General features: G+C 73.8%; 6 protein-coding genes. 4 read left to right on the top strand and 2 right to left on the bottom strand.

The features are described from left to right. The coding region (gene cydC, locus PLJ28_RS13455) for a thiol reductant ABC exporter subunit CydC (RefSeq protein WP_324590234.1) at positions 1-2,282 on the top strand (2,282 nt) is incomplete at its 5' end. A gap of 45 nt (positions 2,283-2,327) precedes the next feature. On the opposite strand, the gene PLJ28_RS13450 is transcribed toward cydC, so the two are convergent. Further along, a complete protein-coding gene (locus PLJ28_RS13450) occupies positions 2,328-4,991 on the bottom strand; it encodes a DNA gyrase/topoisomerase IV subunit A (RefSeq protein WP_298044504.1) in 2,664 nt (887 codons plus the stop codon). A gap of 76 nt (positions 4,992-5,067) precedes the next feature. Between PLJ28_RS13450 and PLJ28_RS13445 the strand changes: the two genes are divergently transcribed. From PLJ28_RS13445 to PLJ28_RS13435, 3 genes are all read left to right on the top strand, one after another. Beyond that, positions 5,068-7,791: a bifunctional acetate--CoA ligase family protein/GNAT family N-acetyltransferase gene (locus PLJ28_RS13445; protein WP_324590233.1), complete on the top strand. Its 2,724-nt coding sequence runs from the start codon at positions 5,068-5,070 to the stop codon at positions 7,789-7,791. Between the two features lie 117 nt (positions 7,792-7,908). Beyond that, positions 7,909-8,649, top strand: coding sequence for a DUF5998 family protein (locus tag PLJ28_RS13440; RefSeq protein WP_183526450.1), 741 nt, complete (start codon positions 7,909-7,911; stop codon positions 8,647-8,649). Beyond that, positions 8,646-9,812 carry an alkaline phosphatase family protein gene (locus PLJ28_RS13435; RefSeq protein WP_324590232.1) on the top strand — a complete coding sequence of 389 codons (1,167 nt, stop codon included), beginning with the start codon at positions 8,646-8,648 and terminating at the stop codon, positions 9,810-9,812. The genes PLJ28_RS13440 and PLJ28_RS13435 overlap by 4 nt, the downstream gene beginning before the upstream one ends. A gap of 57 nt (positions 9,813-9,869) precedes the next feature. Here the strand turns inward: PLJ28_RS13435 and sepH are convergent, their stop codons facing one another. Then, complete coding sequence (gene sepH, locus PLJ28_RS13430) at positions 9,870-11,150, bottom strand: septation protein SepH (protein ID WP_324590231.1); 1,281 nt, start codon at positions 11,148-11,150, stop codon at positions 9,870-9,872. Between the last annotated feature and the right edge of the window lie 433 nt (positions 11,151-11,583).

Genomic DNA, 11,583 nt, shown 5'->3' with positions numbered 1-11,583 from the left:
GGCGGCCGGTGGCCTGGCTCGGTCAGCACCCGCAGTTCAGTGAGCCCACCGTCGGCGGGGAACTGGCCCTCTACGCGGAGGCCGCGGGAGAGCTGGGGGAGACCGGCCTCCTCGACGCGCTGGCCGCCTGCGGACTGCCCGACCACGCGCGGCGCCACCCGGACGAGCTGAGCCCGGGGGAGCGGCGGCGGCTGGGGATGGCGCGGGTCCTGGTCCGCCTCATGGCCTCCCGGGCGGACCGGGCCTGGCTCGTGGTGCTGGACGAGCCGACCGCCCACCTGGACCCCGGGCACGCCGCCCGGATCCGCCAGGCGATCACGGACCTGGCCGCGGGCCGGCTGCCCGGCGGGCGCAGCGTCCCCGGGGCCCGGCCGCTGGTGCTCATCGCCTCCCACGACCGGGAACTGCACGACCGGGCGGACACCGTCCTCGGCGCGGACCGGGACCGGTCCGCGCGCGCCACTCCCGTCCGTGCCACTCCCACCGCCACCACCGCGAGCGCCGCCGGCCGTCTCCCCGCCGCGGACGAGGACCCGGTGGCGGCCGGCCGGGGCCGGGATGCCCACGGCCCCGACCGCACGCCGACCGCCGGGATCCGGGACCGGTGGCGCGGCCGGTGGCGGCGGTGGCGGCGGTGGCTGGCGATCCTGCCGCTGACCGAGCGGAGGTTCATCGGCGGGGTGCTGTGGGCCGCCGCCGCCACGCTGGCCGCCGCGCTGCTGTCCGGACTGTCCGGCTGGCTGATCGTGCAGGCCGCCTACCAGCCTCCCGTGCTCTACCTGCTCTCGGTGATCGTCATGGTCCGGTTCTTCGGGATCGGCCGCGCGCTGTTCCGCTACCTCGATCGGCTCGACACGCATGATGCGGTCCTGGGGTGGGCCAACCGCCTGCGGCTGCGGCTCTGGGACACCCTCGGTTCCCATGCCGGCCAATGGGGGAGGCTGACCCGTTCGGGCGGCACACTGTCCGTGCTGGTGGCGGACGTCGACGAGCTGCGCGACGCCGTCCCGAGGGTCGTCGTGCCGATCCCCGCCGCCATCCTCAGCTGGCTCGTCACCCTGGTCATCGTGGGGCTGATGGTCCCCGCCGCCTGGTGGCCGGCCGCCGTCGCCGGGTTGGTGGGCTTCGTCGTGGTCCCGGTCGCGGTGGGCCTGGCGGACCGGCACACCACCCGGGCCCTGGCCGATCACCGGACGGGTCTGCTGCGCCGCACCTCCGCCCTGTTCACGGCGGCGGCCGACCTGGCCGGCAACGGGACCGCCGGACTGGCCGGGGACCGGTTCGCCGCCGCCGACCTCCGCGCCGACCGGCCCCTGAGGCGCAACGCGGTGGCGGCCGGCCTGGGACAGGGACTCGTCGTGCTGCTCTCCGGCTGGGCCGCCGTCCAGGCGATGGTCCTGTGCTTCACCCACGGGGTGACGGCCCCGGTGACCGCCATGGTGGTGTTCCTGATGCTGGCCCTGGCCGAGCCGTTGGGCCTGTACAGCACCGCCTGCCAGGAGAGCGCCATCCTGCGCCGCCAGCTCGCCAAGACCGCGCCGCTGCTCGACGAGGAGGCGATGACGGACCCCGGTGCGGGCGTGGAGCTCCGCGCGGCGGCCGGCGCGCGGGACGGGGACGGCGTCGAGGGCATCCGGCTGTCCGGGCTCACCGTGCGGTACCCCGGCAGCGGGACGGACGTGTTCCGTGGGCTGGACCTGCGCGCCCACCGCGGTGACTTCGTGGTGGTGACCGGCCCGTCCGGGTCCGGGAAGTCGACCCTGCTGGCCGTGCTGCTCGGGTTCCTCCCGCCCCGGGAGGGCCGCTACGTGCTGGACGTGGCGGCAGCGCCGCGGGCCACGCCGCGGGCCACCGGGCAGGCCCTGGGAGCCGTGGCCTGGTGCCCCCAGGAGGCCTACCTCTTCGACTCCACCCTGGCCGCCAACCTCGCCCTGGCGCGGGACCCCGCCGACCGGCCCGACGACGCCGAACTCGAGCGGGTCCTGGACCTCGTCGGCCTGGGCCACTGGCTCCGTTCCGCCCCGGACGGCCTGCGGACCAGACTGGGCCCGTCCGGGCACTACCTCTCGGGAGGCCAGCGCCAGCGGGTCGCCGTGGCCCGCGCGCTGCTGGCCCGGGCCGACGTCGTGCTGCTGGACGAGCCGACCGCGCACCTGGGCGCCGACGAGGCCGCGGCGCTGGTGGCGGACCTGCGTCGTGCCCTGCGGGGGAAGACCACCGTGATGGTCACCCACGACGCCCGCTTCGCGGCGGCGGGGACGGCGGCCGTGCGCCTGGGGTGATCCGGTGTCCGGTGTTCCGCCACCCGGCTCCGGGGCCCTCGACCCTCAGTCCCCGGTGGTGACCCCGGAGTCGTCGGCGAAGGGCAGGGCGTCCTCGCGGGGCTGGACGGCCGGTCGGCCGGCGCCCGTGGCCACGGGCTCCGTCCCCGCCGCCGTCCCGGCCCGCTCCGGGGAGGCCCCGGCGCCGACCGCCTCGATCACCTGGTCCATGGCCAGTCCGGAGCCGTCGCGGGAACCGTACTCGGCCGGCAGGGCGCGCGCGACGCCCGTGGCGGTGGCCGCCACGGCGGGTCCGGCCCCGGCCCAGGCCAGCGCCAGTTCCATCTCGCCCTTGAGCAACCGGTGTGCGCGCACGCCGCCCGTGGCCCTGCCCTTGGCGGGGTACTCGGCCAGCGGGGTGCGCTTGACCGAGCCGGCGACGGTGCCGGGCAGGGTCTGCTCGCCCTTCGTGACGGTCACGACGACGGCCCGTCCGGGCTCCGCGGCATCGTCGGCCGCCGCGGCGGCGGGGACGGCGGAGAACGCGATCACGGCGTCGCCCGCGGCGACCTTGATGCCGGCCATCCCCCCGGCGGTGCGCCCCTGCGGGCGGACCAGCGAGGCCGCGTAGCGCAGCAGCTGGCCGGTGCGGGTGATGAAGACCAACTGGTCGTCGTCGCCGGGCGCCGGCCCGGCCCCGACCACCTCGTCACCGTCCTTGAGCGTGATCGCCTCGAAGTCGTCCCGGTTCAGCGGCCAGTCGGGGTTCACTCGCTTGACCACGCCCTGGCTCGTGCCCAGGGCCAGCACGGTGTCCAGGGGCACCAGGGCCACGAGCGACTCCCCGCGCTGCAGGGTCAGGAAGTCCTTGACCTTGACCCCGGCGGTCAGGTTCGGGGTGGGCGAGGCATCCGGCAGCGACGGGATGTCCACCACCTGCACGCGCTGGATCCGGCCGCTGGAGGTGAGGGCGCCGATCTCCCCGCGGGCCGACGTCGCCACCACCGAGCGGTAGGCATCGTGGCGCTGGCGGCGGCCCCCCGGGACCAGCGGCGTGTCGTCCACCGTGCGGGCCAGCTGGCCGGCGGTGGTGAGCACCACGAGGCAGGGGGTGTCGGCCACCATCAGCGGATCGGAACCGGGAGTGCCGGGCAGCGCCGCCTGGGCGGTGCCCGCGCGCACGGCCCCGGCGGTGGGGGAGGGGGCGGCGATGTTCTCGGACTCCAGCAGGACGGTCCGGCGGTCGTCGCCGAACTCGTCGGCCACGTCCTGCAACTCTGCGGAGACCAGCGCGCGCAGCCGCTCGTCCGAGGCCAGGATGGCCTCGAGTTCCTCGATCGCCGCGCGCAGCTCGTCCTGCTCGGCCTCCAGCTCGATCCTGGAGTACTTCGTCAGTTGCCGCAGCCGCAGTTCCAGGATGTGGTTGGCCTGGATCTCGGTGAGGTCGAAGACGCCCATGAGCCGGGTGCGCGCGGCCGCGGTGTCATCCGAGGAGCGGATGATCTGGATGACCTCGTCGATGTCCACGAGGGCCAGCAGCAGTCCCTCGACCAGGTGCAGGCGGTCCTTCTTCTTGCCCAGGCGGTGGGCCGTCCGCCGGCGCACCACGTCCAGCCGGTGCTCCACGTAGACCTGCAGCAGCTCCCGCAGGCCCAGGGTGCGTGGCTGGCCCTCGACCAGGGCCACGTTGTTGATGCCGAAGGACTCCTCCATCGGCGTGGCCTTGTACAACTGGGCGAGCACGCCCTGGGGATTGAACCCGGACTTCAGCTCGATGACGAGCTTGAGGCCGTTCCGGCGGTCGGTGAGGTCCAGGACGTCCGAGATGCCGGTGAGCTTCTTGGCGTTGACCGCGTCCTTGATCTTCTCGATCACCTTCTCCGGTCCGACCCCGTAGGGCAGCTCGGTGACGACCAGTCCGGTCTTGCGCGGCGTCACCTGCTCGACGGACACCTTCGCCCGCATCTTGAACGAGCCGCGGCCGGAGGCGTACGCGTCCCGGATGCCGTCGAGCCCCACGATCCGGCCGCCCGAGGGCAGGTCGGGACCGGGCACGTGCCGCATCAGCTCCTCGAGGGTGGCCTCCGGGTGGGCGATCAGGTGCTGGGCGGCGGCCACCACCTCCCGGAGGTTGTGCGGGGCCATGTTGGTGGCCATCCCCACCGCAATCCCGGACGCGCCGTTGACCAGCAGGTTGGGGAAGGCGGCCGGCAGCACCGCCGGCTGGAGGAACTGGTTGTCGTAGTTCGGGACGAAGTCCACGACGTCCTCGTCGAGCGAGGCCGTCATCGCCAGGGCGGCCGGGGCCATCCGGGCCTCGGTGTAGCGCGGGGCGGCCGGGCCGTCGTCGAGCGAGCCGAAGTTCCCGTGGCCGTCCACCAGCGGCAGGCGCAGCGAGAACGGCTGGGCCAGGCGCACCATGGCGTCGTAGATGGCCGAGTCGCCGTGCGGGTGCAGCTTGCCCATCACCTCGCCCACCACGCGGGCCGACTTCACGTGGCCCCGGTCCGGGCGCAGACCCATCTGGCTCATCATGTACAGGATGCGTCGCTGCACCGGCTTCATCCCGTCCCGGGCGTCCGGCAGCGCCCGGGAGTAGATCACCGAGTACGCGTACTCCAGGAACGAGGTCTCCATCTCGGCGGAGACATCGATGTCGACGATGTTCTCCTGCTCGAGGGGGATGGCCTCGGAGGCCGGGGCAGAGGTCTTCTTGGGGGTTCGGGCCATGGGGTCTGCGGGTGTCCTTGTGGGGGATGGTCGTCGCGGCACAGCGTGCAGGACGGGAATTGTCTACTGTGATCCTATGGGCGAGACGTCGAGAACTCCCGAATATCCGTCCCACTGGGAAGCGGATGTCGTCCTGCGGGACGGCACCACGGCCCATCTGAGGCCGGTCACCCCGGATGACGCCTCCGGCCTGCTGCGCATGCACGAGGGCCAGTCGCAGAGCTCGATCTACCTGCGCTTCTTCACCTTCAAGTCCACCCTGTCCAAGAAGGAACTGGACCGGTTCACCCACGTGGACTACCGGGACCGGGTCGGCCTGGTGGTGCTGCGGGGCGAGGAGATCCTGGGCATCGGCCGCTACGACCGGCTGGACGACCCGCTCGAGGCCGAGGTCGCGTTCAACATCTCGGACGCGTCCCAGGGCAAGGGCATCGGGTCGATCCTCATGGAGCACCTCGCCGTGGCGGCGAGGGAGAACGGTATCCGCCGGTTCACCGCCGAGGTCCTGCCGGAGAACCGGAAGATGCTCTCCGTGTTCCAGGACTCGGGGTTCGAGGTCTCCCGCCGGTTCGACGACGGCGTGGTGGCGGTCGAGTTCTCGATCGACCCCACGGCCAAGGTCCGGGCGGTCATGGAGTCGCGCGAGCACCGCGCCGAGGCGCGATCACTGGCCGAGCTGCTGGCCCCGGAGTCCGTGGCCGTGATCGGCGCGAGCAGGCAGCAGGGATCGGTGGGCTTCTCGCTGCTGCAAAACATCATCGAGAGCGGATACACCGGCCCGGTCTACGGCATCAACCGCGAGGCCCTGGAACTGGCCGGGATGATCTCCCGGTCCACCCTGGCCGAGGTGCCCGGCCCCGTCGACCTGGCGGTGCTGGCGGTGCCCGTGGACGAGATCCCCGCGGTGGTCCGGGACTGTGCCCGGCACGGCGTCAAGGGCCTGCTGGTGGTCACCGCCGGGTACGCCGACGCCGGCCACGACGGCCTGGTCCGGCAGCGGGAGCTGGTGCGCCATGCCCGGGCCAACGGCATGCGGGTGATCGGACCCGCCTCCGCCGGGATCGTGAACACCTCCCCGGCCGTCTCGCTCAACGCCTCGGTCTCGCCGTTCCTGCCGGCCCGGGGTTCCGTGGGCCTGTTCTCCCAGTCGGCCGCGATCGGGGCCACCCTGTTCGCCGCGGCCCACCGTCGCGGCATCGGCCTGTCCTCCATGGTCTCCGCCGGCAACCGGGCCGACGTCTCCGGCAACGACGCGATGCAGTACTTCGAGGACGATCCGGCCACGGCCGCCGTCGGGGTCTACCTGGAGTCCTTCGGCAATCCGCGCAAGTTCTCCCGGATCACCCGGCGCCTGTCCCGGAGCAAGCCGGTGGTGGTGGCGCGCTCGGACGTGATGGGGCGGCGGTTGCCCCCCGGCCACGAGACCCGGACCACCCAGGCGCCGGCCGGGGCCGTGGACTCGATGCTGGAGCAGACCGGCGTCATCCAGGTGGACAACCACGACGACCTCATGGACCTCATGCAGACCGTGGCCTGCCAGCCCCTGCCGGCCGGCAACCGGGTCGGGGTGCTGGGCAACTCGCTCGCCCTGAACCGGGTGGTGACCGACGCCGCCGAGCGCCACGGGCTGACCGTGGCCGCGACCATGGACGTGCCCGGCATGGACGCCGAGCACCTGGTGGAGGATGCCGAACAGGCCCTGGGCGCGGCTGTCCGCGCGGCCGTGGACGGCGGCACCGTGGACGCCCTGCTCGTGGTCACCCAGGCGGGGATGCACCAGCAGTCCGGCGACGCGGACCGGTTGGCGTCCGTGGTCGAGGACGCGGCCCGGGGATCCGGTGTCCCCGTCCTGGCCTCCTTCACCGGGGTGCTGGACCCCGATTACCAGTCGGCCACCCTGCGCCGGTCCGCCCCCGCGACCGAGGACGGCGGTCTGCAGCGCGGGCTGCCGGTGTTCTCCTCCCCGGAGCAGGCCGCCCGGGTGCTGTCCCGACTGGTGCACTACCGCGACTGGCGCCAAGCCGAGGAGGGGGTGGCGGTGGAACCGCAGGGCGTGGACCGGAACCGGGCCGAGGCCCTGCTCGACGGCTGGACCGCGCGGGCCACCGGGACGGACCTCGTCCGGCTCTCCCCGGAGGAGTCGCGGGAACTGCTGGGCTGCTACGGCATCGAGGTCCTCGCCTCGGAGCGGTTCACCACCGAGGATGAGGCCGTGGCGGCAGCCGATCGGCTGGGCTGGCCGGTGGCGGTCAAGGCCGTCGACTCCTACCTGCGCCACCGGCTGGACCTGAGCGGGGTCCGGCTCAACATCGTGGATGCCCCCTCCCTGCGGCGCAACGTCGCCCAGATGCGCGGCATCCTCGAGCCCTACGGCAGCCCCAGCCTGGAGGTGCAGTCCATGGCCCCCTCGGGGCAGGCCTGCATCATCACCGCCCTGGAGGACCCGCTGCTGGGCCCGGTGGTGTCCTTCGGCATCGCCGGGGATGCCGTGGACCTGCTGGACGACTGGGTCCACCTCGTGCCCCCGTTGACCGACCAGGACCTGGAGCGGATGATCCGCGCACCACGCGCCGCGGCCAAGCTCTTCGGCTACGGGGGCCTTCCCGAGGTTGACACGGCCGCCCTGCAGGACCTGCTGGCGCGCATCGCGGCACTGAAGGACGACCACCCGCAGGTCGCCCGGGTCCGGTTCAACCCGGTGCTGGCCTCAGACCGCGGGATCACGGTGCTCTCCGCCGAGGTGGACGTGGCCAACGCGGCCCAGCGCACGGACTCCGCGCGCCGGGCCATGCGCGGCTGAACCGGCCGCGGTGGCCAGGACCGGAGGCCACCACCGGACAGGCGGCACCGGATACCGGGCACCGGCGCCCGCTGCGGGACACCGCCGGCACCGGGCGGGGCCGATAGCATGGACGGCATGACTCCACTGCGCAGGAACCCCGGCTCCGGCCAGCACCCGTCCGGGCACCATTCCTCGGGCGCCGCGGACAACTCCGGTGCGAATCCACCGGAGCCGCAGGACGCGCCGGGCCCGGTCCACCGCCCGGTCGCACCGGCGTCGGGCGCGGGCGGCGGGCCCTCCAGCCTCGGGGCCGACCTCGAGCGCGCCGGCTTCTACCCGGAGCTGGTGGCGGACGTCCTGGACTCCGTGCTGGACGGGCGCACCGTCACCAGCCACCTGGTGCACGTGGACACGCACTTCGACTACGACGAGATCCACCGGCACATCACGGTGCTCGCCCTGGCCGGGGACATCATGGCGGCCCTGCACCTGGACGACCACGCCCTGGACGACGCCGGCGAGCAGGTCATGGCCCAGGTGTCCACCGAGGTGGTCCCGCTGCGGCGTATCGACTCGGTGGTGGCCACCACGGTCCACCCCCAGCCCCAGGACTTCCGCCGCGGGGACCCGGTGGCCGAGGTCACCCTGTCCGTGACCTGGGCCGGGGGACAGCGGATCGACCTGGCCCCGGCGGCCTGCGCGGACCCCAACTGCGACGCCGACCACGGGTACACCGGCACCTCTGCGCGCGAGGACCTGGTGCTGCGGGTGGCCGCCGAGGCCGAGGGCCAGCGCGCCGTCGACGCCGCCCTGGCCTTCTACCGCGAACTGCGGCGCGCCACCGTCGATGCGGACCGGGAGCGGACCGGGCGGTGACGTCCACTCCACCGATCCCGTCCGGACCCCCGTACGCCGGCCGGTCGCTGGCCGGCGTCCTGACCTCGGCCGCCGCGGCCCTGGGCGCCCCCGGGTTCACCAACGCACTGCAGTTGCCGCGGACCCGCCGGGTCGCCGTCGTCATGGTCGACGGGCTCGGGAAGGCCCTGCTGAAGCGCTACGGCGGCCATGCGCCGTACCTGCGGTCCGTCCTGGAACGGGACTCCACCACCCTGCAGTCGGCGTTCCCCACCACCACCGCGGCCTCCCTGTCCAGCCTGGGCACCGGGCTGGAACCGGGACGGCACGGCCTGGTCGGCTACGACGTGCTCGACCCCGACCGGAACACCGTCATCAACCAGCTCGGCGGCTGGGACCCGCAGACCGATCCGCTGCGCTGGCAGCCTCAGGCCACGGTCTTCGAACGGCTCGCCGACACCGGGGTGGAACCGGTCACCGTGTCCCTGCCGGCCTTCGAGGGCTCCGCCCTGACCAGCGCGTCCCTGCGGGGGTCCCGCTTCGTCGGCGGGACCACGCTGCACGCCCGGTTCCAGCACGCCCGCGAGCAGCTGCACGGGGCGAAGGGGCCGGTGCTGCTGTACCTGTACCTGAACGAGCTCGACAAGGCCGGGCACCAGCACGGCACCGGGTCCGAGAAGTGGCTCTACGCGCTCGAGGAGATCGACGCCGCGGCCCGCCGGCTCAGCCAGGCCGTGCCGAAGGACACCGTCCTGGTGCTGACCGGGGACCACGGCATGGTGGACGTCCCGGAGCCCGGGCGGATCGACTACTCCGCGATGCCCGCCCTGGTCGACGGCGTCGAGCACACCGCCGGTGAACCCCGGTTCGTCCAGCTGCACTTCGCTCCCGACGCCGGCCCGGCCGTGCGGGAACGGACCACGTCCGCCTGGCAGGCCGCCTTCGGCGAGCACGCCTGGATCCTGACCCGCGACCAGGCCCTGCAGGCCGGCTGGTTCGGCGTCACCGAGGACCGGGTCACGCCGCGCATCGGCGAGTTGCTCGTCGCCGCGCACGGACCGGTGGCCCTGTACGACGGACGCCGCGCGGCCCCGGCGGCCTTCGAGATGGTGGGGCACCACGGCTCGCCCACCCGCGCCGAGCGCGAGGTGCCGCTGTTGATGCTGCACCGGCCCCTGCGCTAGACCGGCCCGCTGCTCAGGCCGGCCCCCTGCGCCGCCCGGCGCCGGCCGGCCGGGCCGTCAGTCGTTCTTGCGTCCGAAGACGATCTCGTCCCAGCTGGGCACCGACGGCCGGCGCGCCTTGACGGGCCTGGCCGACTTCGCGGGCTTGGCCTCGGGGGCCGGCGTGACCACCGGGGCCGCGGGCTTCTCCGGCTCCTCCTCGCCGAGCTCGATGGCCGTCTGGTCGGGATGCTCCTCGGTCGGCCCGTCGGCGTCCTGGCCGCCGTCCGCGTCCTCGTCCCGTCCGGTCGCGTCCCCGCCCCGGGTGCCGAAGCGCGGATCCTCTTCGTCGTCGTCGTCCCAGACCTCGACCCAGCCGTCCACGGCGGACTCGTCGGAACCCGCGTCCCGGCCGGTGCCGGACCCGGCCTCCTGGCCGGCGTCACCGGGGGCGGTGGCCACGGTGAGGCGGGGCCGCTGCGTCCCCTGGTGGGGCTGCTCGTCCCGGGTCAGCATCAGGGCGAGCTCGTCGTCACCCTCCTCGTCCACGCCCAGGCGCTGGCCGCGGCGTGCCCGCAGCACGTCCAGCAGCTCGTCCTGCGAGTCCTGGTCCACGGCGGGACGCGGTCCGTGGCTCGCGGGGGCCGGGGCGGGCGCGGGTCCGGCCTCGTCCTCCTCCACGTTGAAGGGGCGGTCCCCGACGGCGGAGAGCCGGCGGGTGCCGAAGGCACCGTCCAGCGGGTCCAGTTCCGAGAGCACCTGCGCCCAGCGGTTGCGGTTGTCGAGGTGCCGGCTGCTGGGACGGAAGGTCCACAGGGCCGGGGGCTGGTCGCCGATCGCGGACTCGGCGCCCTCGGTGGAGAAGTCCAGGCTGACGGTCCAGGTGCCGTCACCCATCCGCCAGGCGTCCCAGTGGGCCGTGCCGGCGTCCATGCCCAGCACGGCCAGCCGGTGGCGCACCATGTCGCCGAGCAGGGCGGGCTCCTCGCCGAAGGTGCCCCGGTAGAGGTCGTGTCCGGGCTGCGGCGCGGCGACCTCCACCTGACGCGCCTGCTGGGCGATCCAGTCGCGCTCGGCCAGCACCGGGCCCTCGTACTTGCGCACCCGCTCCAGGTCCACCCCGGACTCGGCGGCCACCTGCTCGGCGGTGGCCCCGGCGCGGATACGGGCCTGGATGTCCCGGGGCGTCACCACGCCCTCGGCGGCGTCGGCGGCCTGGGCGGAGGGACGGTGGATCGGACGGGTGACCGCGGCCCGCAGGGCGTCGGTCACCGGGAGGGAGAACTCCTCGCCGTCCTCGTTGCTCAGCAACAGGTGCCCGCCGTCCTCCTGGACACCAACGAGACGGAGCTCCTGCATGTTCGTCCTCCACGATCGGCTTGGGTCGGTCCGGGACGCCCCCGGCAACCGACGCGACGGGCGGATGGGACGGTCCCTCCCCGACTTTGCCACGATTCCGGTGGCCGCGCACGACGGTGCCACCGGTGTGGCGTGGATCCATCCGTCCAGATCACCACTGTACGCTCACGGCGATTTTGATTTGGCCACGCCGTAGGGAACAATCTCACCGACGTGCAGACCGTCAAGGGGTCGCCCAGGGCCCCGCGGGCCGGTGTCACGTGGCCGGTCAGACCGGTCTTCCGGCCGGTTCCCCAGCGGTCCCGGCGTCACCATCGCAACATCCCATCCACGGTCGGCCCCGCCGGCCACATCAGCGGAGCGTGAACACACCCCATCATGGCCACCGATTACGACGCGCCACGCAAGAACGAGGACGAGCTGTCCGAGAGCT

The sequence above is a fragment of the Citricoccus sp. genome, assembly GCF_035445025.1.
Lineage (GTDB): Bacteria > Actinomycetota > Actinomycetes > Actinomycetales > Micrococcaceae > Citricoccus.
The sequence above is the reverse complement of the archived record's forward strand: the minus strand, read 5'-3'. Positions and strand labels throughout refer to the sequence as shown.

Coding starts and splice junctions, on each gene's coding strand:
- PLJ28_RS13450 (WP_298044504.1), bottom strand. CDS start 4,991: ATGGCCCGAACCCCCAAGAAGACCTCTGCCCCGGCCTCCGAGGCCATC.
- PLJ28_RS13445 (WP_324590233.1), top strand. CDS start 5,068: ATGGGCGAGACGTCGAGAACTCCCGAATATCCGTCCCACTGGGAAGCG.
- PLJ28_RS13440 (WP_183526450.1), top strand. CDS start 7,909: ATGACTCCACTGCGCAGGAACCCCGGCTCCGGCCAGCACCCGTCCGGG.
- sepH (WP_324590231.1), bottom strand. CDS start 11,150: ATGCAGGAGCTCCGTCTCGTTGGTGTCCAGGAGGACGGCGGGCACCTG.